22 protein-coding genes are annotated in these 25,369 nt (G+C 65.0%); 14 read left to right on the top strand and 8 right to left on the bottom strand.

Features of this window, described 5'->3' with window-relative positions:
- Positions 1-3: 3 nt before the first annotated feature.
- The gene (locus tag RHO23_RS11795; RefSeq protein ID WP_030094057.1) at positions 4-447 is read right to left on the bottom strand and encodes a hypothetical protein; all 444 of its coding nucleotides are present in this window, start codon (positions 445-447) and stop codon (positions 4-6) included.
- Between RHO23_RS11795 and RHO23_RS11790 the strand changes: the two genes are divergently transcribed.
- Genes RHO23_RS11790 through smc form a run of 3 tightly spaced genes read left to right on the top strand, consistent with a single transcriptional unit; the run spans position 438 to position 4,736 of the window.
- Positions 438-842 carry an OsmC family protein gene (locus RHO23_RS11790; RefSeq protein WP_044103998.1) on the top strand — a complete coding sequence of 135 codons (405 nt, stop codon included), beginning with the start codon at positions 438-440 and terminating at the stop codon, positions 840-842. The genes RHO23_RS11795 and RHO23_RS11790 overlap by 10 nt on opposite strands.
- Complete coding sequence (locus RHO23_RS11785; RefSeq protein ID WP_044103997.1) at positions 832-1,110, top strand: acylphosphatase; 279 nt, start codon at positions 832-834, stop codon at positions 1,108-1,110. The genes RHO23_RS11790 and RHO23_RS11785 overlap by 11 nt, the downstream gene beginning before the upstream one ends.
- A gap of 26 nt (positions 1,111-1,136) precedes the next feature.
- On the top strand, positions 1,137-4,736 hold the full coding sequence (gene smc, locus RHO23_RS11780) for a chromosome segregation protein SMC (RefSeq protein WP_064409194.1): 3,600 nt from the start codon (positions 1,137-1,139) through the stop codon (positions 4,734-4,736).
- Here the strand turns inward: smc and RHO23_RS11775 are convergent.
- From RHO23_RS11775 to fni, 4 genes are all read right to left on the bottom strand, one after another.
- Complete coding sequence (locus RHO23_RS11775) at positions 4,704-5,540, bottom strand: TIGR03620 family F420-dependent LLM class oxidoreductase (RefSeq protein ID WP_064409193.1); 837 nt, start codon at positions 5,538-5,540, stop codon at positions 4,704-4,706. The two genes, smc and RHO23_RS11775, sit on opposite strands and share 33 nt — an antisense overlap.
- 181 nt (positions 5,541-5,721) lie before the next feature.
- Positions 5,722-6,606 (bottom strand): cytochrome c biogenesis CcdA family protein, encoded by an 885-nt coding sequence (locus RHO23_RS11770; protein ID WP_193601902.1) that lies wholly within the window; start codon positions 6,604-6,606, stop codon positions 5,722-5,724.
- Complete coding sequence (locus RHO23_RS11765; protein ID WP_030094051.1) at positions 6,555-7,076, bottom strand: protein disulfide oxidoreductase; 522 nt, start codon at positions 7,074-7,076, stop codon at positions 6,555-6,557. The genes RHO23_RS11770 and RHO23_RS11765 overlap by 52 nt, the downstream gene beginning before the upstream one ends.
- 58 nt (positions 7,077-7,134) lie before the next feature.
- Positions 7,135-8,103, bottom strand: a complete 969-nt coding sequence (fni, locus tag RHO23_RS11760; protein ID WP_064409191.1) for a type 2 isopentenyl-diphosphate Delta-isomerase — start codon at positions 8,101-8,103, stop codon at positions 7,135-7,137.
- A gap of 22 nt (positions 8,104-8,125) precedes the next feature.
- Here fni and ftsY point away from each other — a divergent pair, with 22 nt between their 5' ends.
- The 8 genes from ftsY (at position 8,126) to RHO23_RS11720 (ending at position 17,339) form a co-directional block, all read left to right on the top strand.
- Positions 8,126-9,529, top strand: a complete 1,404-nt coding sequence (gene ftsY, locus RHO23_RS11755; RefSeq protein WP_081346364.1) for a signal recognition particle-docking protein FtsY — start codon at positions 8,126-8,128, stop codon at positions 9,527-9,529.
- Positions 9,530-9,694: 165 nt separating this feature from the next.
- Positions 9,695-11,062 (top strand): ammonium transporter, encoded by a 1,368-nt coding sequence (locus tag RHO23_RS11750; protein ID WP_070942936.1) that lies wholly within the window; start codon positions 9,695-9,697, stop codon positions 11,060-11,062.
- Positions 11,063-11,067: 5 nt separating this feature from the next.
- Positions 11,068-11,406, top strand: a complete 339-nt coding sequence (locus RHO23_RS11745) for a P-II family nitrogen regulator (protein ID WP_005056967.1) — start codon at positions 11,068-11,070, stop codon at positions 11,404-11,406.
- Positions 11,407-11,425: 19 nt separating this feature from the next.
- On the top strand, positions 11,426-13,804 hold the full coding sequence (locus tag RHO23_RS11740) for a [protein-PII] uridylyltransferase (RefSeq protein WP_064409188.1): 2,379 nt from the start codon (positions 11,426-11,428) through the stop codon (positions 13,802-13,804).
- Between the two features lie 76 nt (positions 13,805-13,880).
- Complete coding sequence (locus RHO23_RS11735) at positions 13,881-14,354, top strand: limonene-1,2-epoxide hydrolase family protein (RefSeq protein ID WP_070942937.1); 474 nt, start codon at positions 13,881-13,883, stop codon at positions 14,352-14,354.
- A gap of 86 nt (positions 14,355-14,440) precedes the next feature.
- The gene (gene ffh / locus RHO23_RS11730) at positions 14,441-16,003 is read left to right on the top strand and encodes a signal recognition particle protein (RefSeq protein ID WP_046254206.1); all 1,563 of its coding nucleotides are present in this window, start codon (positions 14,441-14,443) and stop codon (positions 16,001-16,003) included.
- A gap of 4 nt (positions 16,004-16,007) precedes the next feature.
- Positions 16,008-17,075: an amidohydrolase family protein gene (locus tag RHO23_RS11725; RefSeq protein WP_264917532.1), complete on the top strand. Its 1,068-nt coding sequence runs from the start codon at positions 16,008-16,010 to the stop codon at positions 17,073-17,075.
- A 9-nt stretch (positions 17,076-17,084) separates the two neighbouring features.
- The gene (locus RHO23_RS11720) at positions 17,085-17,339 is read left to right on the top strand and encodes a hypothetical protein (protein WP_030094043.1); all 255 of its coding nucleotides are present in this window, start codon (positions 17,085-17,087) and stop codon (positions 17,337-17,339) included.
- Here the strand turns inward: RHO23_RS11720 and RHO23_RS11715 are convergent.
- On the bottom strand, positions 17,336-18,211 hold the full coding sequence (locus tag RHO23_RS11715) for a D-alanyl-D-alanine carboxypeptidase family protein (RefSeq protein WP_109535961.1): 876 nt from the start codon (positions 18,209-18,211) through the stop codon (positions 17,336-17,338). The two genes, RHO23_RS11720 and RHO23_RS11715, sit on opposite strands and share 4 nt — an antisense overlap.
- 64 nt (positions 18,212-18,275) lie before the next feature.
- Here RHO23_RS11715 and RHO23_RS11710 point away from each other — a divergent pair, with 64 nt between their 5' ends.
- A complete protein-coding gene (locus RHO23_RS11710; RefSeq protein WP_070943029.1) occupies positions 18,276-19,295 on the top strand; it encodes an LLM class flavin-dependent oxidoreductase in 1,020 nt (339 codons plus the stop codon).
- On the opposite strand, the gene RHO23_RS11705 is transcribed toward RHO23_RS11710, so the two are convergent.
- A complete protein-coding gene (locus RHO23_RS11705) occupies positions 19,292-19,699 on the bottom strand; it encodes a PaaI family thioesterase (protein ID WP_070942939.1) in 408 nt (135 codons plus the stop codon). The genes RHO23_RS11710 and RHO23_RS11705 overlap by 4 nt on opposite strands.
- 11 nt (positions 19,700-19,710) lie before the next feature.
- Here RHO23_RS11705 and RHO23_RS11700 point away from each other — a divergent pair, with 11 nt between their 5' ends.
- Positions 19,711-20,148, top strand: a complete 438-nt coding sequence (locus tag RHO23_RS11700) for a nuclear transport factor 2 family protein (RefSeq protein ID WP_070942940.1) — start codon at positions 19,711-19,713, stop codon at positions 20,146-20,148.
- A 35-nt stretch (positions 20,149-20,183) separates the two neighbouring features.
- On the top strand, positions 20,184-22,508 hold the full coding sequence (locus tag RHO23_RS11695) for a hypothetical protein (RefSeq protein ID WP_264917531.1): 2,325 nt from the start codon (positions 20,184-20,186) through the stop codon (positions 22,506-22,508).
- Here the strand turns inward: RHO23_RS11695 and RHO23_RS11690 are convergent.
- A complete protein-coding gene (locus RHO23_RS11690) occupies positions 22,505-25,369 on the bottom strand; it encodes a TIR domain-containing protein (RefSeq protein WP_070942942.1) in 2,865 nt (954 codons plus the stop codon). The two genes, RHO23_RS11695 and RHO23_RS11690, sit on opposite strands and share 4 nt — an antisense overlap.

Here is a 25,369-nt window from a genome sequence, read left to right as displayed (position 1 = left end):
AGGTCAGAAGGGCGGGCGGCCCAGATCGATCTGTTGAACGTCGGGATCGCAACCCGGGCGGTACTTGGGCACCAACTGACCGTAGGTGGCCCGGAAATTGTCGGCACCGACCTTCTCAACGGTTTCCGGTGAGGCCAGCAGAAGGTAGATACCCATCGGAGTGATCCGTTTGGTGAAGCAGGTATCGACCACCGTGAAGGTCTGCCGCATGGCGGACGTCGGCACGATCTTGGGATCGCCGGGCGGGATGTACACCAGCTCCTCGATGCGAGGCGCCCACGAACCAGACAACAACTGCGCCCGTACCTCGCTGTACGGACGCAGCAAGAGTGACTCTAGCGCGACTATGGGTTCCGCCGCGGCAGTTGGCGCCGAGAAAAATGAGGCGCAGAAAGCCATCGCGGCCGTGATGGCGGCGATTACATAGCATTGCGGGCGTGACGTCATTATGGGTAGAGCGTACGGGCAATCGGCGCTACACGGGACATAGCTCCCGGGGTGCCGAAGTGCTGATCGGATCAGAGACTGTCGACGGGGTCTTCACCCCCGGTGAGCTGCTCAAGATCGCGCTTGCGGCCTGTAGCGGGATGTCCAGCGACCAGCCCCTGGCCCGCCGCCTGGGCGAGGACTACCAGGTGCGCATCGACGTCAGCGGCCCGGCCGATCGGGAGCAGGAGCGCTACCCGGTGCTCGACGAGAAGATGGTCATCGATCTCAGCGCGCTCACACCCGAGGAGCGCGCGCGGGTACTGACCGTCGTGGAACGTGCCGTCGACCAGGTCTGCACGGTGGGGCGCACCCTGAAAGCCGGAGCCGAGGTGAACTTCAGTATTGAGTCCTGAGGTCCGCCTTGACGCCTGGGTGCACGGACATGTCCAGGGAGTCGGGTTCCGCTGGTGGGTGCGATCCCGCGCCCTTGAACTCGGCCTGACCGGATATGCCGCGAACGCACGCGACGGCCGGGTCCACGTCGTCGCGCAAGGGGACAAGGCCGAGTGTGAACAGCTGCTTGCCAAGTTGAACAGCGGTGAAACGCCAGGTCGCGTAGATCTTGTGGTGGATAGCTGGCAGCAGCCCGGCGAGCCTGTTTCCGGGTTTAGCGAGCGTTAGCGCCAAGACCGGTATTCTGGCCCGCTGTGCACCTCAAGAGTCTGACGCTGAAGGGCTTCAAGTCCTTTGCTTCGCCGACGACTCTGCGTCTGGAGCCGGGTATCACCTGCGTCGTCGGCCCCAATGGTTCGGGTAAGTCCAATGTTGTGGATGCCCTGTCCTGGGTGATGGGCGAACAGGGCGCCAAGGCCCTGCGCGGCGGCAAGATGGAAGACGTCATTTTCGCGGGGACGTCGACCCGCGCACCGTTGGGCCGTGCCGAAGTGACCCTGACCATCGACAACTCCGACCATGCGCTGCCGATCGAATACTCCGAGGTGTCGATCACCCGTCGGATGTTCCGGGACGGCGCCGGTGAGTACGAGATCAATGGCCAGAGCTGCCGGCTGATGGACGTCCAGGAGCTGCTGTCCGACTCGGGCATCGGCCGGGAAATGCACGTCATCGTCGGGCAGGGGCGCCTGTCGCAGATCCTGGAATCGCGACCGGAGGATCGTCGCGCCTTCATCGAGGAAGCGGCCGGTGTGCTCAAGCACCGTAAGCGCAAGGAAAAGGCGGTTCGCAAGCTCGAGTCGATGGCCGCCAACTTGGCCCGGCTCACCGACCTCACCACCGAGTTACGTCGTCAACTCAAACCCCTTGGTCGCCAAGCGGAAGTTGCGCGCCGCGCCGCCACAGTGCAGGCCGATCTGCGCGATGCACGACTGCGTCTGGCCGCCGATGACCTGGTGACTCGCCGGGCAGACTTCGACGGAACCAACGATGCCGAGACGGCGCTGCGCAAGCAACACGCGGAGATCAGCGAGAAGCTCGACGTGGCCACCGCCCTGCTGACCGAGCACGAGACGGCGCTGAGCGAACTCATGCCGCAGGCCGAGCTGGCGCAACAGACCTGGTTCCGGCTCTCGGCGCTCGCCGAACGGGTCAGCGCCACGGTCCGGATCGCGGGCGAGCGGGCCAGCCACCTCGATGAAGTCGTCACCGCGCCGACCGGCCCGGATCCTGAAGAGCTGGAGGCCCAGGCGGAGCGCGTGGCCGAGCAGGAACGACTGCTGATCGCGCAGCTGGAAACGGTCACCGAGCAGCTGACCACCGCGAAGGCCGAGTTGTCGGCCAAGGAGGCTGCCGTCGCCCAGGCGCAGCGCCAACACCTGGCCGCTGTCGCTGCCGAGGCGGACCGCCGTGAGGGCCTGGCCCGGCTTACCGGTCAGGTCGACACGATGCGTACGCGACTGGAATCGATTGACGGTCAGGCGCAGCGACTCACCGATGCGATCGGGGAGGCGACGGTGCGCGGCGAGGTCGCACAGACCGAGTTCGACACGGTCAAGGCGCGGGTGGCCGAGCTGGACCAGGGTGAGGTCGGACTGGACGAGCACCACGAGCGCTCGGTCTCGGCGTTGTCGATCGCCAATGAACGTGTGGCGGAGCTGCAGTCGGCCGAAAGGCAGGCCGAACGGCAGATCGCCTCGCTCAAGGCGCGTATCGACGCTCTGGCCATTGGCCTGGAACGCAAGGACGGCTCGGCCTGGCTCGCTGAGAATCGCAGTGGTGCAGGAATTTTTGGATCTATCGCGCAGCTGGTCAAGGTGCGGCCCGGTTATCAGGGCGCCATCGCGACCGCGATGGGCCCGGCCGCGGACGCGGTGGCCGCCGAGAATCCCGCCGCGGCGCAGGCGGCGGTGGCCGCACTGAAGGCTTCCGACGGTGGACGAGCAGCGATTGTGTTCGGCGACTGGCCCGCACATGCGCACACACGTCCGGCGATCGCTCTGCCGCCCGGGGCGCACTGGGCGGCCGATCTGGTGGAGGCGCCCGAACGGCTGGCCACGGCGGTGTCGGCAATGCTGGCCTCGGTGGTCGTCGTCGACGAGCTGGGCGCCGCCATCGAAGTGGTGCTGGCCAACCCATTGCTGCGGGCCGTGACCATCGATGGCGACCGGGTAGGCGCCGGGTGGGTTGCCGGCGGCTCCGACAAAAAGCAGAGCACGCTGGAGGTCCAGGCCGCCATCGAGGCTGCCGGAGAAGAGCTGCGGGCCACCGAGACTCAGGTGGGCGAGATTTCCGCCGCGCTGGCCGGCGCGCTGGCGGAGCAGACGGCCCGTCAGGACACTGCCGAGCAGGCACTGGCCGCTCTCAATGAATCTGATGCGGCCATCTCCGCGGTGTATGAGCAGCTGGGCCGGGTCGGCCAAGACGTCCGTGTTGCCTCCGACGAGGTGAAAAAGCTCACCCTGCAACGTGATCAGCTCGAACTTGGCCGCGCCAAGACGATGGAGGAGCTGGCTGAGGTCGAGGCGCGGCTGCGCAATGCCGAAGAAGCGCCCAACCTGTTCGATGACGAGCCGATTGACCGCGACGACATGGCCATCGAACTGGAAGAGGCGCGTTCGGTTGAGATCGAGGCGCGCCTGGCGGTACGTACCTCCGAGGAACGGGTGAATTCCGTTCGCGGTAAATCTGATTCGTTGCGCCGTGCCGCGACGGCCGAGCGCGAGGCGCGTGTGCGGGCTGAACGAGCGGCGGCCAGCCGGATGCGGGCGGCCGCGGTGGCGGCCGCGGTGGCCGAGTCGGGACGGTTGGTTGCGGCTCGCCTTGAACACGTGGTCGCCGCGGCGTCCGCGCGCCGGGACTTGCTCGGCGCGACCCGCGCGCAACACACCGCCGCGATGGGTGCGGTGCGTGAGGAAGTCCGCGAACACACGCAGAGCCTGGCGCGTCTGACCGATGCGCTGCATCGCGATGAAGTTGCCAAGGCCCAAGCGGCCCTGCGCATCGAGCAGCTCTCCGAGCAGGTACTCGAACAGTTCGGTATGGCCGCCGACGACCTCATCGCCGAGTACGGTCCGCATGTCGAGTTGCCGCCCTCGCAGCAGGAACTAGACGAATACGAGCAGGCCCGCGAGCGTGGTGAGCAGGTGAGCGCGCCGCAGCCCATGCCGTTCGACCGGGACACTCAGGAGCGCCGCGCCAAGCGCGCCGAGAAGGACCTACGCGAGCTCGGCAAGGTGAATCCTCTTGCCCTGGAAGAGTTCGCGGCTCTGGAGGAGCGCTACAACTTCCTGTCCACGCAGCTCGAGGATGTCAAGGCGGCCCGCAAGGATCTGCTCGATGTCGTCGCCGACGTCGACGCGCGCATTCTGCAGGTCTTCACCGAGGCGTATGCCGATGTGGAGCACGAGTTCAAGGGCGTGTTCTCGTCGTTGTTCCCCGGTGGTGAAGGCCGGTTGGTGCTCACCGACCCCAACGACATGCTCACCACCGGTATCGAAGTGGAGGCGCGCCCCCCGGGTAAGAAGGTCAAGCGCCTGTCACTGCTCTCCGGTGGCGAGAAGTCACTGACCGCGGTCGCCATGCTGGTGGCGATCTTCCGCGCGCGGCCCTCGCCCTTCTATGTGATGGACGAGGTCGAAGCCGCGCTCGACGACGTCAACCTGCAGCGCCTGATCGGCCTGTTCGAGCAGCTGCGGGAGAAGTCGCAGCTCATCGTGATCACGCACCAGAAGCCGACGATGGAGGTCGCGGACGCGCTCTACGGCGTCAGCATGCGCGATGACGGCATCACGCAGGTGGTCTCGCAGCGCATGCGCGGGCTAGAGACCCAACTCGCGAGCCAAAACGCCTAGCGTTTCAGCACGTTTGGCGGGATCGCCCAGCACCTGAATGGCCACCTGGGTGGCGCCGGCATCCCGGTGCTCCTGCAGCCGGGCCGCGATCTGTTCGGGAGTGCCGTATGCGACGAGGGCGTCCACCAGTCGGTCGCTGCCGGGCTTGACCAGATCCTCCTTGCTGCCTGCGAAACGCTCCAGCATGGACAGGTAGTTGGTCAGGCCCAGGTACATGTCCAGGGCTTGGCGGCCGAGTGCGCGGGCCTCGTCGGCATCTGTGGTGAGCACCACCTTCTGCTCCGGCACGATGATCGCGTCAGGTCCCAGAAGTTCACGCGCCCAGCGGGTATGCGATGGCGGTGTGAGGTACGGGTGGGCCAAAGCGGAGCGCTCCGCCGCGAGCTTGAGCGACTTTTCCGCGAGTGCGGCGAGCCCCCTGCCCTCCTTCGGAACACCGACTTCATCAAGCACATTGAGGTACTCGACCAGTCCGGTGTACGGCTTGTAGACGACGCCGCTGTCGATTTCGGGGTGGCCGGCGCCAATGCCCAGAATGAACCGCCCGGGGTGAGCGGCCTCGATGCGCTGCCACGACGCGCCTGCTTCGCGTGCGGGCGCCGACCAGATGTTCACGATCGCGGTCACGATCCTGATCCGCTCAGTGGCCGAGAGCAGCGGGTCGACCCATGGCAGATCGGCGGGAGGCGAACCACCCAGCCATGCGGTATCGAAGCCCAGATCCTCGACGGCGCGCAAAAGATCTGCGTCCACCGCCGAGTAGAGGGTGAAGAAGCCGTACGGTGCGAACTCTGGTGTGGTCACCTCACGGCGAACGCACTTGTCCGCCGCTGGTATTCCCCAATGGCTACTTGTCGGAGCCGCAGCTGCAGTTGGCCCCACACTGACAGTTGGTACAGGTGCAGTTTGGGTTGTCGCAGCTCGCGGAGGTCTCGGGTGCGACGGTCTCATTGCTAGTCATGCATATGATGCTACGCCCGGAGGGCTATTCCTTCGCGGTATTGCGCCACCAAATGGCCGCGCCGACCGCCACCAACCCGAGGATGAACAACCACGGCCAGGCCCCATGCAAGTACACCCAGCCTGAGATCGTGCGCTGAATCTTCCCGGCCGCGTTGATGATCGGATCATCGGGGTTGCCATTGGCGTGGAACAGCCTGACCTCGTAGCTGCCGTAATAGCCCACGTAGGCGCCGACCACGAGAAGGATGGCGCCGCTGATCCGATTCAGATAGGGCAGTGCGCGCCGCATGGCGTTCAGCAGCACCGTACTTGCCAACGCGGTGGACACGGCAAGCGTGCCCACCACCAGGGTGATACCGGAGGCGTATGCCAGATACACCATGACACCGTCGAACAGGGAGCCGCTTTCAAAGGTGGTGCTGGTGACTGCCAGGAAGGGGCCGATGGTGCAGGACAACGAGGCCACCGCGTATCCCACGCCGTAGCCGAACATGGAGCCCAGCCGGGTGGTGGGGGCATTTGCATCCAGCACCTTGGGCATGAGCGCGATGATGTCGCGCCCGGACAACAGCCACAGACCGAGGATCACCAGGCCGATTCCGAAGACCACCGTCACAAACGGCAGATACCGCTGCACCACGGACGCCACCGACACCGTCAACAACCCGAAAACGGTGAAGACCGCGACGAACCCGGCTGCCATCACCACGGTGGCGATGACCGCGCGAGCCAAAGCCCGCGACTTGCCGATTTCGGCACCGGGTCCGCGCACCACAAGGGCGAGATAGACCGGCAATAAGGCGAATCCGCACGGGTTGAGCGCGGCGATCAGCCCGGCTGCGAAGGCAAGTGAGGTCAGGTCAGTGCCTTCACCCGGTCGCTGAGCTCCTGTTCGGACATCGACGATGTCGGGTTGTTCACAAAGTCCGAGGTGCCGTTGGAGTTGATGAACAGGTAGGCCGGCTGCCAGGGCACACCGAACTGCCGCCACAACGAACCGTCGGCGTCGTTGAGGTTGGTGAAGTGAAGGTTGTAGCGCGAAATGAATCCCTCCATTTCTCCCACCGAACCGCGGCCGGAGATGCCGACGAAGGTGACGCGGGGATTAGCCGCCGATACCGCGCTCACATGCGGTCCCTCGCCGTTGCAGAACGGGCAATAGGCGGCCCAGAACCACAGCACGACCGGCTTGCCCTTGAGGCTGGCACCGTTGAAGGGCGCGCCCGAGACGGTGGTGCCGGTGAAATCGAGCAGGGAGTCGGCTCGCGCCACAGGCGCCCGGACGATGCCGGCCGATATCAACAACACTGCGACGGTGACCGCAAGAGTCCGCGCCACGGCCCGAAATTTATTACGTCCCCCGAATTGGATATTCATGCCAAGAACCTCCTGGGACGAGATGGGACTCCCGCAGTGTATGACGGGTCTGGCCTGTTTAGCGGGGGCTTGAGCGCGGACGCAGTGAAACTCGCCGCAGCTGGGCGATCGTATTGACATCGGCACAGTGCATGGCGATGCGCAGCTCGTCGAGGAATTGCTCGAGCCAGGCGATCACCGCCTGCGGCGACTGCACCGCCGGTGCCAAGAGAGGGAGCGCGACTGACACGACGCTGGCGCCCAGTGCGATCGCCTTGGCAGCGTCCATCCCGGTGCGTATGCCGCCCGAGCCGACGAGAGGCAGGTGTGGCAGCTCGGCATGCACCTCGGCGAGTGCATCGGCTGTCGGGATACCCCATTCGGCGAGCTCGGGAGAGGTGATGGCGCCGAACCTGACGAACTGCTCCACCCGGGCCCAGGACGTGCCGCCCGCGCCGGCGACATCAATGGCCGCAAGACGGCATCCGCTAAGGCGGCGCGCTGCGGCGCCACTGATGCCATGGCCGACCTCCTTGAGGAGCACCGGAAATTCGACCGCGTGGGTCAGCTCGGCGAGCCGATACACCTGACCGGTGAAATCGGTGTCGCCGTCGGGCTGTACCGCCTCCTGCAGCGGATTGGTGTGCACCGCCAGCGCATCCGCCCCCACCCGCTGCACCAGGTCGTTGAGCTGCGCGGCAGCCGCGGTGTTGCCGAGCTGTGCCAGCCCGATGTTGCCGATCAGCAGGATGTCGGGTGCTACCTCGCGCACCGCGAACGTCGCCGCGCTGTCAGGGTCGACCAGCATCACCCGTTGCGAACCCAGCATCATGCCGATGCCCAGCTCTTGGGCGGCGGCCGCGAGGTTGCGATTGATGGTGGCCGAAAGTTTCGCACCGCCGGTCATGGCTCCGATGAGAACAGGTGCGGCCAATCGCTTGCCCAGAAACTCGGTGGACAGGTCAACCGCGGCGAGGCTGGAATTGGGCAACGCCATATAAGGCAGGTCGAGTCGTTCCAGTCCCGTGGTTCGGGTGACGTACTGCACTGGATCGCTCAGGCAGGCGTCAATGTGGCGCTTCTTGCGTTCCTGTAACAATGCCCTGGTGCCTTTTGAAGTGTGGATCGCCATCGCGATCGTCGCCGTCGTGGTTTTTGCTGCATTGGTCTTCGGACTGGTGCGTTACCGCTCCCGTCGTATCAGCCTGACACGTTCCGACACAAACACGGGGATCACCGAGGGCGCCACACCGGCCGACCGTTCCGGCGGATACAGCGCCGGGTCCACCATCACCTTCAGTGAGGGCGGAGCGCAGGCAACTCCCGTGCCCAGTGTGGGCGATGACGCCGAAGTTCCGCGCGACGCGCCGCGGCGCACCATCTCCAATGTTCAGCTGCCTGAACCCGCAGCTGAACCGAAACCGCAGCCTGAACCCGCCGCGACACCTGAACCAGAGCCCGAGGCGGTCGCCGAACCCGAACCGGCGCCCGAACCAGAGCCCGAGGCAGTCGCCGAACCAGAGCCGCACCACGCGGCGGTGCTCGATGAGATCGCGCCGGTGGCAGGACGCCTCGACCGATTGCGGGGACGGCTGGCCAGTTCACAGAATGCCGTGGGCCGGGGCCTGCTGGGCCTGCTGGGGGCGGGTGACCTCGACGAGGAATCGTGGGAGGAGGTCGAGGACACCCTGCTCATCGCCGACCTCGGCACCGCGGTCACCACGTCGATCGTGGACAGGCTGCGCAGCGAGATGGCCGCCCGCAGCGTGCGCACCGAGGCACAGGCGCGGGCTCTGCTGCGCGAGGTACTCATCGATGAGCTGCAGCCCGACCTCGATCGGTCGATCAAGGCGCTGCCGCACAACGACAAACCCTCGGTGCTGCTCATCGTCGGGGTGAACGGCACGGGCAAGACCACCACGGTCGGCAAGCTGGCCCGGGTGCTGGTCGCCGACGGACGCCGGGTGGTGCTCGGGGCGGCGGACACCTTCCGTGCCGCAGCGGCCGACCAGTTGCAGGCCTGGGGGCAGCGCGTGGGTGCTCAGGTGGTGCGGGGTGCCGAGGGTGCCGATCCCGCCTCGGTCGCCTTCGACGCCGTCGACGCCGGGATCCGCGAAGGTGCCGATGTGGTGGTGATCGACACCGCCGGGCGACTGCACACAAAGACCGGACTCATGGATGAGCTGGGCAAGATCAAACGTGTCGTGGAACGGCGTGCCGAGGTCGATGAGGTGCTGCTGGTTCTCGACTCCACGATTGGGCAGAACGGTTTAGCGCAGGCCCGGGTGTTCGCTGACGTGGTAGACATCACCGGGGTGGCGCTCACCAAACTTGACGGAACAGCCAAGGGCGGCATTGTTTTTCACGTGCAGCGTGAACTTGGCGTGCCGGTGAAGCTAGTTGGCCTGGGGGAGGGCCCCGACGATCTGGCCCCATTCGAGCCCCCGGCCTTCGTCGACGCTCTGTTGGGGTAAGGGCGCCGCCTCATCCGGGTCGCTTCGCTCCTGCCCGCCGAAACCGGTAACAGACGCGAAACACATGCGCGCTCTCTCGGAAACATCCGCTGCGCACTCTGCATGGGCAGAGTTCAAGCTTCAAGATCCCCGAGAGGAATGCCGCTAGTGGATGGTTTCCCGACAATGGGTGTCCCGAATACCGGAGACACTGCGTGGATGCTGGCCAGCGCCGCGTTGGTGTTGTTGATGACACCCGGCCTGGCCTTCTTCTACGGCGGCATGGTCCGCGCGAAGAACGTGCTGAACATGATCATGATGAGCATCAGTGCGATGGGGCTGGTGACGGTGTTGTGGGTGCTTTATGGGTACTCGCTGGCGTTCGGTAATGATGTTTCGGGGTTGTTTGGTAATCCGGGGCAGTTCTTCGGTTTGAAGGGTCTTATCGGTGGTAATGCCGCCGAGGCGGTGATTGCTGATCCGGCTAATGGGGTTGAGGCGGCTGAGGTTGTCAATATTCCGTTGGTGGGCACGATTCCGGCGACGGTGTTTGTGGCGTTTCAGTTGATGTTCGCGATCATCACGGTGGCGCTGATTTCTGGTGCGGTGGCTGATCGGTTGAAGTTCGGGTCGTGGTTGTTGTTTTCGGGTTTGTGGGTCACGATCGTGTACTTCCCGGTTGCGCATTGGGTTTTCGCGTTCGATGGTGCGGCCGCGGAGAAGGGTGGCTGGATCGCGAATCAGCTCAAGGCAATTGACTTCGCTGGTGGTACCGCGGTGCATATCAATGCCGGTACCGCGGGTTTGGTGCTGGCGCTGATCTTGGGTAAGCGCAAGGGCTGGCCGGGCACGCCGATGCGGCCGCATAACTTGCCGTTCGTGATGTTGGGGGCTGGTCTGTTGTGGTTCGGCTGGTATGGGTTCAACGCGGGTTCGGCGACCAGTTCTAATGGTTTGGCCGGGTCGACGTTTGTGACTACCACGGTGGCCACTGCCGCGGCGATGCTGGGCTGGTTGCTTACCGAGCGTATCCGGGACGGGCATGCGACCTCGCTGGGTGCGGCCTCGGGAATCGTGGCCGGTTTGGTGGCCATCACCCCGTCGTGCTCGTCGGTGAATGTCGCTGGCGCCCTTGCTATTGGCGTGATCGCCGGTATTTTGTGTGCGCTGGCGGTGGGCTTGAAGTACAAGCTAGGATTTGATGACTCGTTGGATGTTGTCGGTGTGCACCTGGTCGGCGGGATCGTTGGCACGTTGCTCATCGGTTTGTTCGCCGCTCCCGAGACCGGTGCGGCCGTGGCCGGTCTGTTCTACGGCGGCGGGCTAGAACAGTTGTGGCGCCAAGCTCTTGGCGCCGGGGCGGTTCTGCTCTATTCGGCAATAGGCACCGCTATCGTTGCATTCATCGTGAAGTACACCATTGGCCTGCGCATCAGCGACGAGGGAGAAGCGGCCGGAGCCGACGAATCCCAACACGCTGAAGGCGCATACGACTTTGTCGCACTGGGAAGTGGTTCGGTCATCGGCCGCCACAGCAGCGGCAGGGAGGAATGAGGGACATGAAGCTGGTCACCGCGATCGTCAAACCGTTCACGCTGGAAGATGTCAAGACTGGCCTGGAGCAGGCGGGCATCCTCGGCATGACGGTCAGCGAGGTGCAGGGCTACGGCCGGCAGAAGGGCCACACCGAGGTGTACCGCGGCGCTGAGTACTCGGTGGACTTCGTGCCGAAGGTTCGTGTCGAGGTAGTGGTGGACGACAGCGCTGTCGACAAGGTGGTGGAGGTCATCGTGACCGCCGCACGCACCGGCAAGATCGGCGACGGCAAGGTCTGGGTGAGCCCCGTTGACTCGGTGGTGCGGGTACGCACCGGCGAGCGGGGCGCCGATGCCCTCTAACACTTAGGACGGTAATCACATGGGCGCCGCAACGGACCTCGTGGCCGCCAGGGCGCAGCTGCTCGGTGATAGCGGTCGGCTGAATGCCGGCGCGATTCGCGAGGCGATGACCGACCTCAATGAGCTTTGGCTGACAACCAAGGCCGCTGAGGTCGGTATCACCGACTCCAGTGGATTTGCCATCGTGGCACTCGGTGGGCTTGGTCGCCGCGAGATGCTGCCGCACTCGGATTTGGATCTGGTGCTGCTACACGACGAGAACATCTCGACGGAGACTCTCAGTGAGGTCGCAGACGGCCTGTGGTACCCGTTGTGGGACGCCAATATTCGGCTCGACCACAGTGTCCGCACGGTGGCCGACACCCTGCATGTCGCCGGGCAGGAGATGTCGGCGGCATTGGCGCTGCTCGATGCCAGGCATATCGCCGGGGACGCGCAGTTGTCCAGCCTGATGATCGGGGGCGTACGCCAACAATGGCGTTCGCAGATCCGGACCCGACTCGACGAGTTGATCGAGTACACGCAGGCACGATGGCGGCGCAGCGGCGAGATCGCACACCGGGCCGAACCCGATCTGAAGTCCGGCCGCGGCGGTCTGCGCGATGTTCAGCTACTTCGGGCGCTAGCCATCGCCCAGCTCACCGATAGCGGGCTGGCGAAGTCGTTCGATGGCGCGCACTCAGTAATCCTGGATGTGCGCACTGAATTGCACCGAGTCGCCGGACGGGAACGTGATCAACTGCTGGCTCAGTTCGCTGACGAGATCGGTGCGGCGCTGCGTATCGGCGATCGGTTTGATCTGGCCAGAATGCTGTCCGACGCCGCCCGCACCATCAGCTATTCGGTGGATGTAGGGCTGCGGACGGCCGGTAATTCGATACCCCGACGGGGCATTTCGGTACTGCGGCGCACGGTCCGGCGTCCGATCGACGAGGGTGTGGTGGAGCATGCCGGGGAGGTGGTGCTTGCCCGCGATGCTCGTCCCGAGCGCGACCCGTCGCTGATCCTGCGGGTGGCGGCGGCATCGGCGACCACCGGACTGCCGATCTCCTCGTCCACGTTGAGTCGGCTTGCCGAATCAGCACCGGAGCTTCGTGCGCCGTGGCCACGGGAGGCGCTCAAGGATCTGCTGGTGCTGCTGGAGGCCGGTCCGCCTGCGGTCGCCACCATCGAGGCGCTGGACCGAACCGGGTTGTGGGGCAGGCTCTTCCCTGAATGGGGGCCGGTGCGGGATCTGCCACCACGCGACATCGTGCACATCTGGACCGTCGACCGGCACCTTGTCGAAACAGTCGCGCGGGCGAGCGCCTTCACCACCAGGGTGTCTCGCCCCGATCTGCTGGTTCTCGGTGCACTGGTGCACGACATCGGCAAGGGCCGCGGCGGTGATCACAGCGTTGTCGGCGCGGATCTGGCCGTGCAGATCGGTACCCGGCTGGGGCTGTGGCCGTCCGATGTGGACTTGCTGTCCAAGATCGTGCGGTATCACCTGCTGCTGCCCAACACTGCCACCCGGCGTGATCTCGGTGACCCGGAAACCATTGACACCGTGGTCAATACACTCGGGGGCGATCTGCTGCTGCTGGAGTTGTTGCAGCAGCTTGCCGAGGCCGACTCGCTGGCCACCGGTCCGGGGGTGTGGGGTGACTGGAAGGCGTCGCTGATCGGGGAGTTGGTGCGCAAATGCCGGATGGTGATGCGTGGTGAATCGCTGCCCGAACCCGATCCCATTGATCCGGAACTGCTTTCGCTGGCGGCCGATGGTGGGGTTCAGGTCCGCCTGGTGCCTGCGGGGTCGCCGCACATGTACACCGTGAGCATGATCGCGCCCGATCAACGCGGACTGCTCTACAAGGCCGCCGGGGTGCTGTCGCTGAATTCGTTGCGGGTGTTCTCGGCCTCGGTGGCCAGCCACGCCGGCTCGGCCATTAACACCTTCGAGGTGTCGCCGCGGTTCGGATCGCCTCCGGCGGCGGGGCTGCTGCGCCAGCAGCTGATCTCCGCTATCGATGGCGATACCGACATCATCGCGACGCTCGATGAGCGCGAACGCGAGTCAGCGCAGTTCTCCACCGGCCTTGTCGGGGATGCGACACCCGCGGTTCCCACCAATTACGTGCCGGCGCCGCCGCGCATCCGCTGGTTCGAGCCCGCCGGGAACCTCGACCAGCAGATCGTGGAGATCCGCACCTCCGATGCGCCTGGGCTGCTGGCGCGCATCACCGCGACCCTGGAACGACACGGCGTGGACATCGCGTGGGCCAGGGTCAACACCCTCGGTTCTTCGGTGGTCGACACCTTCTGCCTCAGCACCGGTCCCGAGCAGGCCGTGCTGGAGGCGGCCATCGCCTCGGTGCTGCCTGTAGCCGCTCCCGAGCCGAAGAAGGCCGCCAGCTAGCTCAGGCAAGCGATCTGGCAGCGGTTGGCAGCGCCGCGGGTAGTGATGGCAGCAGGTCACAGGCGATTGTCGGGGCATGGCATTTCTTGAGGATCGGATGAGCGGCGGGCACCCGTCGAACGTGCACCCCCGTGTGGAGCTTGTGAAAGACGCCTTCGCCACGATGGCGGCCCTGGATCTCGACGGCTATCTGAAGTTCTTCTCAGATGACGTCGAGCACGTGCTCGCGCCCCTTCCGAAGATCACGGGCAAGAAGAGTCTCAGGCCTGCCTTGGAGCGGGGCTTCCGGGCGTGCGTTTCCGGACTCACCGTGTCGCCGCTGAGCGTCGTGCAGCAGGGCGACTCGGTGATCAGTGACCGCGTCGACATCGCCAAGCTAGGGCCCTTGTGGGTGCGGTTCCGGATCAAAGCCACCATGAAGTTTGTCGACGACAAAGTCGTCTTTTGGCGCGACAGCATCGACTACCTCAGCCTCATCGGGTGGAGCCTGCGTGGCGTTGTCGGCATCCTCATTCCGTCGCTGCGCCCGCAACCTCCCGTCACCGGGTAGGTACGGGACGGGCGGGGAAGGCCTGCGTCTCCAGATTGCCTGCCACGACGGAGGCACAAAAGGGGCCGCCAGCTAGGCTGGTCGACGTGTTTGAATCGCTGTCTGACCGGTTGACCGACGCCCTTGCTGGCCTACGGGGTAAGGGACGTCTGTCCGACGCCGATATCGACGCGACCTGCCGGACCATCCGGCTGGCGCTGCTGGAAGCCGATGTCGCGCTGCCCGTGGTGCGTACCTTCATCGGACGCATCAAGGAACGTGCCAAGGGTGCCGAGGTTTCCGGTGCGCTGAACCCGGCGCAGCAGGTCGTCAAGATCGTCAACGAAGAGCTCATCGGCATTCTGGGTGGGGAAACCCGTCAGCTGGCGTTCGCCAAGACTCCGCCGACCGTGATCATGCTTGCCGGTCTGCAAGGTGCCGGTAAGACGACCCTCGCCGGCAAGCTGGCCAAATGGCTTAAGGGACAAGGCCATACCCCGCTTCTGGTGGCCTGCGACCTGCAGCGCCCAGGTGCGGTGAACCAGCTTCAGGTGGTTGGTGAACGCGCTGGGGTTTCCGTCTTCGCTCCGCATCCGGGCACCTCGACCGGCGGTCTGGAGGTCGGCTCGCTGGTCGGCGACCCGGTTGCGGTGGCCCGAGACGGCCTGGCCCATGCCAAGGCTCAACACTTTGATGTGGTGCTCGTCGACACCGCCGGCCGTCTCGGTATCGACGCCGAATTGATGGACCAGGCCGCCCGGATCCGCGAAGCCGTCGATCCCGACGAGGTGCTGTTCGTCCTTGACGCCATGATCGGTCAGGACGCGGTGAGTACCGCTGAAGCCTTCCGTGCGGGTGTCGGATTCACCGGTGTCGTCTTGACCAAGCTCGACGGTGACGCCCGTGGTGGTGCCGCACTCTCGGTACGCGAGATCACCGGCACCCCGATCCTGTTCGCGTCCACCGGCGAGAAGCTTGAGGACTTCGACGTCTTCCACCCGGACCGGATGGCCAGCCGCATCCTGGGCATGGGTGACCTGCTGTCCCTCATCGAACAGGCCGAACAGCATTTCGACGCCGAACAGTCCCTGGCTGCGGCCGAGAAGATCACCTCCGGAGAACTCACACTCGAGGACTTCCTGGAGCAGATGCTCGCGATCCGCAAGATGGGGCCCATCGGCAACCTGTTGGGCATGCTGCCGGGTGCCGGCCAGATGAAGGACGCGCTGGCCGCCGTCGATGACAAGCAACTTGACCGGGTGCAGGCCATCATTCGCGGTATGACCCCTGCCGAACGAAGCGACCCGAAGATCATCAACGCGTCCCGGCGGCTGCGGATCGCCAACGGTTCGGGCGTGACGGTCTCGGAGGTCAACCAGCTGGTGGACCGTTTCTTCGAGGCACGCAAGATGATGTCGTCGATGGCGGGCCGCATGGGTATGGGCGCCATCAACCGCAAGAGCAATCGCAAGGGCGGTAAGAACACCAAGAAGGGCAAGAAGGGCTCGCGGGGCCCGACTCAGCCGAAGATCCGGGGCGGATTCCCCGGTATGCCGCCGGGTATGCCGGCCGGATTCCCAGACCTTTCCGGGATGCCTGAGGGGCTCGGCGAGCTGCCTCCCGGTCTGGCCGATATCGACATCTCGAAGCTGAAGTTCCCCAAGAACTGAGCCGATGCTCGCACATCTGCGGGGACGAACTCTTCCCTCGGAAGAGCCCATCGATCTGTGGGTGCACGACGGCGTCATAAGCCGGGAACCGATCTCAGGTGCCGACACCGTCTTCGACGGCGGCTGGCTGCTGCCCGGGCTTGTCGATGCGCATTGCCATGTTGGCGTCGGGCCACACGGTCCGACCTCGCTGGAAGAAGCGGTCGCGCAGGCCGAGGCCGAGCGTGACGTGGGTGCACTGCTGTTGCGTGATGCCGGATCTCCGGTGGACACTCGTGGCTTCGATGAGCGAGAGGACCTGCCGCGGATCATCCGCGCGGGCAGGCATCTGGCCAAACCCAAGCGCTACATCCCCGGGTTGCCCATCGATATCGAGGACGAGTCGCAACTTCCGGAAGCCATTGCCCTCCAAGCGTGTTGGGGTGACGGCTGGGTGAAACTGGTGGGGGACTGGATCGACCGCTCCGTCGGCGACCTCGCCCCGCTGTGGTCCGATGCGATTCTCGAGCAGGCCATCGCTGTCGCACACGCCAACGGTGCGCGCGTCACCGCACACGTTTTCGGTGAAGATGCGCTGCCCGGCTTGATCCGGGCCGGGATCGACTGCATAGAGCATGGCACCGGACTCACCGATGACACCATCGCCCTGATGGTCGAGCACGGTACCGCGCTGGTTCCGACCGTCATCAACATCGAGAACTTCCCGGGAATCTCCGACTCCGCAACGAAATACCCGGTCTACGCCCAGCACATGCGCGCTCTCTACGCGGGTCTGCACACCACCTTCGGGAACGCGTATGACGCCGGAATCCCGATCTACGCGGGCACCGACGCCGGCGGCGGGATCGCACACGGGCGCATCTCCGATGAGGTGGCCGCGCTCACGCGCATCGGCATGGACCCCACCGATGCGCTGGGTGCGGCGTCATGGCGGGCCCGGGACTGGCTGGGACGGCCGGGACTTGAGCATGGAGCGCCCGCCGATGTGGTCGGGTATCACCAGGACCCCCGCGTGGGGCCGCAGGTGCTCTCGCGGCCGGACCTCATCGTGCTGCGCGGGCAGATTCGTTAGAGTTCGGCCATGCGTTTTGCCGTGGCGGTGATGATGAGCCTAGGGCTGGCGGTTGCGGTCCCGGCAACCGCTCAGGCGGACACCCTCTGCGGGGAATTCAACACAATGGACGACGCCGGAAAGCTGGCGGCGGTTCAGGAGGCGGCCGCGGGCGGCAATGCGGTGGCCCAGATCTCGCCGAAAGACGCTGTCGCGCTGGCGGTTGCCATGTGCCGGGTGCGGGTGGGCGAAACTGTGCTTCAGGTGCTCAATTCCAAGGTCTAGAGGGAGCCGACGGTGACCTGACCGTCGTTGGCAAAACCCCAGTCGAACAGGCTCGCGGCCTGATCCCAGTAGGTTGGGCCGCCCTCGTGCACCAGGCCGTACATCATCACCACGACCAGGCGCTTACCGTCGCGCTCGGCGGCCACCACGTAGGTCTTACGAGCGATGTCGGTGAAGCCCGTCTTACCGCCGATCACTCCCGGATAGCGGTACATCAGCTCGTTCTGGTTGTGCAGCACGCGGCCGGGGAAGTCGGCGGCCGGCTGGCGGGTGATCTCCGCGAATACCGGATTGGCCAGTGCCGCACGGAAAATCACGGCCAGATCGTGCGGGGTAGAGCGCATGTCCATGCCCGGCGCGTCCAGTCCGGAGGGTGAAGCGGTGTGCGTCCCGGTTGCCCCGAGTGCCGCTGCCTTCGCGTTCATCTTCTCGACCGCCGCCTCGCGGCCGCCCAGCATGTGAGCGAGGGTGTTGGCGGCGTCGTTACCGGATTCCAGCAGCGCGCCCTCGAGTAGGTCATGGGTTGTGTAGACCTGTCCCGCCTTGATGCCCACACAGTTGCATTCGGCGTGGGAGTCGGCGGCATCGGCCACCACGGTGGCATCCAGTGGCAGCTCGTCGAGTGCGACCAGGGCCAGCAGGACCTTGATGGTGCTCGCGGGTGCATGCGACGCGTAGGGATCGCGGGCGGCGAGGATCTGGCCGGAGTCCAGATCGGCCACCAGCCATGCCTGCGCCGGGCCCTCGGGTGGTGGTGCCGCGGTATCCGCGCGAGCGACACCGGGAACCGTAAAGGCCAAGAGCAGGGCGCTGAGCACTGCGAACGCGCGGTAACGACGGGATAGCGGCAGGGAGGACATCGGCTCCGACACTAGCGCGGAGGGTATCGGGAACATAACCGGACCGCAGTCCGTTTATGGAGTCATGACTAATCACGTGCAGTTTGGATTGGACACGTTTGCCGACGTTCCCGCGGGTATGACCAACCCGGAAGCGATCCGGGCTGTGGTCGAGGAAGGCGTGCGCGCCGATGAGGTTGGTGTCGACATCTTCGCCATCGGGGAGCATCACCGCACCGAGTTCGTGGGGGAGTCCCCGGAGATGATGCTGTCCGCGATCGCGGCGCGTACCGAGCGGGTCACCCTCGCGACCGCCGTGACGGTGCTCAGTACTGACGATCCGGTGCGGGTGTATCAGCGGTTCGCGACCCTCGACGGAATCTCCAATGGCCGTGCCGAGGTCGTGCTTGGTCGGGGGTCGTTCACGGATTCCTTCCCGTTGTTCGGATACGACCTAGCGGAGTACGACGAACTCTTCGAGGAGAAGTTCGATCTCATGGCCAAGCTGCTGCCGGGAGACCCGGTGACCTGGTCGGGGAAGCTGCGCGCCGGGTTGGACAACGTCGAGGTGTATCCCAAGACGGAGAACGGTTTGCGGGCGTGGGTGGGCGTGGGCGGATCGCCGGAGTCGGTGGTTCGCAGCGTGCGGTACCGCATACCCATGATCCTGGCGATCATCGGTGGTGACCCCATGCGATTCGAGCCGTACGTCGACCTCTACCGGCGGGCTCAAGATCAGCTCGGTGTCACCGAGCCGATGCCGCTGGGTATTCACAGCCCGGGGCATATCGCCGATTCCGATGAGGAGGCGATCGCACAGTATTGGCCCGGATTCCGGGAATTGCGCACCACGATCGGGCGTGAGCGTGGCTGGCCGGCGCCGCGGTACGAGGAGTACCTGGCCGAGGTGAAGTCGGGATCGCTGTATGTCGGTTCACCCGATACGGTGGCGTCCAAGATGGCCAAAACCATTCGTGGTCTCGGTGCCGACCGGTTCAGCCTGGTGTACCAGGCCGCGCAGCCGGGGCTGGGCATGCAAAACGTCGAGCTGTATGGCACCGAGGTCATTCCCCGGGTGCAGGACCTGCTGGCTGCGGACGAGGCCGGCGCGGCCTAAGCGAAGTTGTAGGTGGCCAGCGCCTTGGCCACCACCTGCCCGGTGCCATCGGACACGGTGACCTCGATATTCGACAGACGCTTACCGCGGCGGACCACCTGGCCCACCGCGGTAAGGTCGGCGGCCTCGGCCGCCGAGACGTAGTTGACCGTCAATGAAGCCGTTGAGCCGCCGAACTTTTCGGGCACGACGTCGTCGGCCCACGCCGCCGCCATGGCCGCGGTATCGGCGAGGGTCACGATCGCGCCGCCGTGCACGGTGTGGCCCATGGTGGCCAGCTCGGGCCGGAAAGGCATGCTCAGCACGGCGCGATCGGTGCCGATCTCGGCCAACACGATTCCCAGGTGCTGACACAGCGGGGAGTTCGGGACGAATTGCGTGATGATTTCGGTCCGAGTGGGCATGCTCACAAGTTATGACATCCGCCTGGACCATCGACGAAGTTTCCGACCGCCTGCAGATCCAGCAGCTCCTGGTCGACTACGCGACCGCCATCGACACCCGCCAGTTCGACGACCTGGACGAGGTGTTCACCAACGATGCGTATATCGACTATCGCGCGATGGGTGGGGTGGACGGCGAGTATCTCGACGTCAAGGCGTGGCTGGCGCAGGTGCTGCCGGCATTCCCGATGTATGCGCACATGCTGGGAAACGTGTCGATCAGTTTCGACGACGAAGAGCGCAGCTCGGCCACCGTGCGCAGCCTGTGTTTCAACCCGATGGTTCCAGGCGGCGACACCGAACAGGTGCTTTTTCTGGGACTTTGGTACGACGACGCGGTAGTGCGGACACGGCACGGCTGGCGCCTGACACGGCGCGTCGAGACGAAGTGCTTCAATCGGCTGGTCTAGTCCGGCCTGGTAGGGAACCTGAGTAGTATCCTACGGTGGCATTGAGAACCGCCCGTATAGCGTTGGCGACCTTTGCCGTCATAACGTTGGGATACCTGACGGTGTTGGCTGGATGGCCCGGGATACGTGATTCGGTACCGGCGCCGTTTCGCTGGTTTGGCGCACCGGATTCGGCGTCCACCATCGCTCTCGTGGTCGTGACTCTGGTGGCATTGGGTCTGGCGCTGACGCGCCGTCGGGCGGGGGCTACCGGGGTTCCGGTGGCAATTGCCGCGATCTTGGCGGTGCTCACGCTGGTCCTCGGATTCGCCTCATACGCACGGTGTCACGACGACAGTCATCCGGCGTTCTTCACCCCCCTGCTTTGGGCAGTCGAACTGGTCAAGGGCGGGGACCCCGCTGGCTCTCTCGACGGCGGCCCGTGCCCCGTTCCCATGCCGGCCGCACTGCACATCGCGCAGGTGTCGGCAATGGCAGTCGTGGTGATGTCGGTGGCCGGAGTTGCAGTGGCGCTGTTCCAGGCGCGGCTGCATCGGCTGCGCGTCCGTTTCGCTCGATCGCTCACGGTGATCGTGGGACTCGACGACGATGCCGAACCAATGGTCGCTGCCATCAAACGCTCCATGCGGCGACGTAGTTCCCTCGTTGTGATCACCGACAATCCGGATCGCGACTGCGTGCGCCGCGCCCGCACTGCGGGAGCGGCCATAATGACGCTGGATCTCACCCAAACCGCGCCGCTTGCCGCGCTGGACATCTGGAACAAGCTCGACCGCCTCTACCTGCTGGCGGCCGACCCGTCCACCAATCTGTGGTGGCTCGGCGCCATCAGTGCGCGCGGAGGCGACCACTTGCGCATTCCGCTCGTTGTGCGCATTGACGACCCGTGGCAGGCATCCGCTTGGCGTGCACAGCATTTCGGTGGTGTCCACCATCGATGGGCTGCCGACACCGTCGGAATCTACGAGGTGACGGCGCGGAGGCTCCTTGACCGGGTGATGGCCGCACGCGCGGTCCGAGAGGTGCTGGTATGCGGGTCATCCCAACTGACCACCGCACTCTGCAGCGACATGCTGCAGCGACGTCTCGAACAGCGCTACAGCGGACGTGGTGAACCGACGACATGCACAGTGATCGCCCCGAACGCATCAGATTACCTGCGCGACAATGAGTTTGCCGCGACACAGCTCGGGCATCCGGCGCAGGCCGGCGGCCTGATCGCAGTCGACGAAGAGCCCACCGTAGACGCGCTGCTGCAGCGCCTGCAGGCAGGTGATGCGGAATCGACCGCGGTGATTCTCGTCGATTCCAGCCTGGACGTCAGTGCCGCGACCCGGATCGCGGCACGCCTCCCGAACACCATCGTTCATGCCTGGGACCCGCGAGCCGATGCCAGCGGGGAACGCACCGCACTGTTGGGCCGCCTCTACACCTACCGGTTGAGCCTCGATCTGCCGGGCGGGCAAGCGCACGACGCGTGGGAACGGGCCGCCGAGCTGATCCATAATCGGTACGTCCGCGACAACGAGCGGACCGGTCCCACCGCGCGTCCGTGGGGACAGCTCGACGAGTTCTATCGCGAGTCGAACCGGCGGCAGGTGCGCAACGCATTATGGATGGTGGAAAAGATCGGCGGGCATACCTGGAATACCTGGGGCAGCCCACCCGATGAAGCATCGGCCCCGGCACTGCATCAGCTGGAACCTGCAGAATGTTTGCGCCGTATGGGTTTCGAATTGCCCACCGCCATCGCCATGGCACGCTCCGAACACGAGGATTGGTGCCGCTACTACCGCAAGCACGGGTGGCGGGTCGGACCCCGCCACGACGCGGGGAAGGTCCACGACAAGCTCGTCGACTGGGCCCAGATCGAGGTGGACCCGGAACGGCTCGACGCCGCGCTGGGCAGCCTGGCGGCCACCCTGACAAAGCTGCGCGAGCTGGGCTACCGGTCAGCGCCCGCGACTGAGGACACCGGCTGGGCGGAGTTCCGCCGCGCCGGTGAGGTGCTGGCCCGGCAGCGTCCTACCGCGTGGACATGGACCGCGCAGGACGGCTCAACCATGCGTGCCGAGGCGGGCGACTGGTCCGTTCGTGAGAAGCATCCCAGCACCGATGCCACGGAATGGTCTGTGCGGGATGACATTTTCCGCGCTACCCATGAACACGTCGCGGGCCGCAGGTGGCGTCGGCGCGGTTCGGTACTCGCACGGCCGGCGCGCACCGGTGAGACAGTCGAGTCGCTGGAGGGTAGCGTCACCGCATCCGAGGGCGCGTGGATTGTGCAAGGCGATCACGGAGACATTTGGGTGGTGCCCGGCGACGAGTTCGCCCGGCGATATGTGCGAATCTCTAGCTAGCTCTCGGGGATCGGCAGATCCGGGCAGCCGACAACGTACTCGATATCCGGCGATACCCACCGTTTCCATTGGGCGCGGCTCATGTTCGAAGAAAGCTTGTCGCACAACAGATCCCGCCACCGTGGTGGGCCGGGCCACTGCCAGACCCACTTTTCCTGGCTTGCGAAAATCTTGGTGCCGTCGCCAGAAATCGCGACGGCGAAGTTGTAGTAGCCATCGGGAATTTTCAATGCCTCGCCGAGCGACTGACCGCTGGCCACGTCCCAGATCCGTGCCTCGGTAAATTTGGCGGACGGAGGGTCAGAGCCGGAGACGAGCAGCTGTCCGTCGGAGCTGAACACCAACGTTCGAATCGTCCCGTTGAGGCCGGTGAGCGGCTCTCCCACCATCTGATGTGTCTGCGCATCCCAGATCGAGATTGTTTGATCCATACCACCGGAGGCCAAGAGTCGGCCATTGGGACTAAAGGTAAGTGCCGTGATATTGCCGCCGCCCCAAGGATCACCGATCCGTTTCCCGGTGACCACGTCCCAGGCCTGCATATTGTGGACGTTCGCAGCGACGAGTTGGCGGCCGTCTGGGCTGAATCGAAACGCGGCGACATCCTTTTCAAGGGCGTCGAATTTTTCCACGCCGTCGAACTTCACGTCGATCCGTTTGCCGGTGTCGGCGTCATAAACGGTGATGAAGCGCTCAGCATCCGTTTTGGCGCCTAACGCGTACACGTCGGTAGCGAACCGGGTCCCGTCGGAGCTGATCGCAATCTTCCGGCCGTCCATCTCGTCGGTGCTGGAGACAAGCCGGCCTGTCTGCAGATCCCATACCTGCGCCCGGTAGCGAGACTTGCCTGCATAAGCGATCGCCGCTGCGCGGCGGCCGTCGGGTGTCATGGCCAAGCTGATGGCTTGGTCCAGCTTGGTTACTTGGTCACTCTCGAGGTTCCAGACGGCAGAGGTTCCAAGGTGGTCTCTCTGACCGCCGGGTGCTAGCCCGGTCGTGTACTTCGGCCGATCAGCAGGGGCAGTCAGCGGCCCGCCGAGGTGGTCGTCGGCGTCGGCGCGCCAAATCCGGATGGTCCCGTCGGAGCCCACAGAGACGATCTGGCTGCCGTTGGGAGTAAACGTGAGGTGCCCCTGCGCTTGGCCTTTCATTGGTGTACCGACCAATGAGCCTGTTTCGGCATCCCAGACATGGACGTCATTCCCGATACTCGCGGCGATGCGTTTCCCGTCCGGGCTGTAAGCCGCATGGCCTAGTACCTGGTGGGTGTCGCTGGTCGTCGGGGGCCCGATGGGGGCACCGGTGAACGCGTCCCATTGCCGGATGGCTTGGCTGTCGCTCGTTGCGAACCTGCTGCCGTCCGGGCTGAATTCCGCACCCAACACACTGAGCTTGCGGGCGGGATCCGAGCTGCGGGGATCGGGAATGGTGATCGTTTCACCGATCTGCTTGCCGCTGTCAACCTCCCAGATCCGGCTTGTGTCGTCCCCATCGGTAATGACGACGCGGTGCCCGTCCGGACTCAGCGCCAGGCTAAGCACAATGCTGGTCTGCTCGGGAAAGGTGTTGATTGTCTTCCCGGTATCGGCATTCCACACCTCGACTCGGTAGATCGGCGGACGACCGGCCTGCTCGTTCCAGCGGATCGCGGCGATCCGGGTGCCGTCGGCACTCAAATCGGCCCACCGCCCCTCAAACTGCCGGATCATGGTGCCGGTGTCGAGGTCCCACAGCCCGATCTTTGACGAATTCATGTCCGAAGGATTCAGGGTGAAGGACAGCAGACGCTTCCCGTCGGCGCTGAGCCCGCTGACTATCCCTGCCGCTTGGCCGGTGAGTTCGGATACTTGCTGTCCGGTGGTGATATCCCAGACGCGGATGACCGGTTCGTCCATGCTGCCGGTGATGATGCGTTGGCCATCCGGGGTAACCCGTACCCCCTTGGGCTCCTGGGGGGTACGGATGATTTTCTGCAGGGGCGCGGTGGCTTGGAGTCCGGTCAGCATTCCACCGCGTGCGGCCTCCGGGGCCAAGCGTGCGGCGATTGTCAGTTCTTGCAGTGCCCGGTCATCTGGCCCGCCGCGGACTCGCTTGAAGATTGCGTCGGCATCAGTGGCCAGGCGCAGCGCGACCGCGTCATTGCGCTGGCGGATGGCTTCACGGCGTTGGGTGAATGCGATGCCAGCCGTAACGACCGACAGAATGGTCAAGATTGCCAGTCCGGCGATGGCGAGGCGTCGGAATCTGCGGAAGCGTTGTTGTTCGCGGAGGTCGTCGGAGGCGAGTTCGTATTTGGGTTTGCCGTGGATGGGTGCGGCGATGTCGGTGAGTTTGTCGCGGAATACGGGGTTTTGGATATCCCACGGATTGTCTTGGGAAACATCGATATAGACGGGTTCGGTGCCGAGGGCGTCGGGGACGGCCAGGGCCGGTGGTGATGCGGTGGAATTGTCGGGGTCAAAGCGGCCGTGGCTGTCGTCCCAGAGCAGGGTGCCGTCGGCCATGACGAGGATGAGGTTGGTGCGTCCGCGGTGCGTGAGCCAGTAGTCGATTTCTTTGTTGACCCATTCCGAGCCTGCGGAGTTCGGGGAGAGCACCACGACCAGGTAGCGGGATTTGTCCAGGGCCTCAGTGAGTTTGGCCCACAGGCTGGGGCTGGCGGCGAGATCAGTTTTGTCCCGGAACACCCGCAGGGCGTGTAGTCGTCCTAGTTTTCGGCCGATGCTGTGTAGGCCTTTTTGGATGCCTTCGGCCACCGGGGTATCGGCGCGGCTGTAGGACAGGAACGCGTCGTAGTCATACGGGCCGGGCTCAGGAACAGGCAGCTGTGCCGCGTACGCAGGATCCTCAGGTTCGGTCAT

Source organism: Mycobacteroides sp. PCS013 (assembly GCF_049532645.1).
Classification (GTDB): domain Bacteria; phylum Actinomycetota; class Actinomycetes; order Mycobacteriales; family Mycobacteriaceae; genus Mycobacterium; species Mycobacterium gwanakae.
The sequence above is the reverse complement of the archived record's forward strand: the minus strand, read 5'-3'. Positions and strand labels throughout refer to the sequence as shown.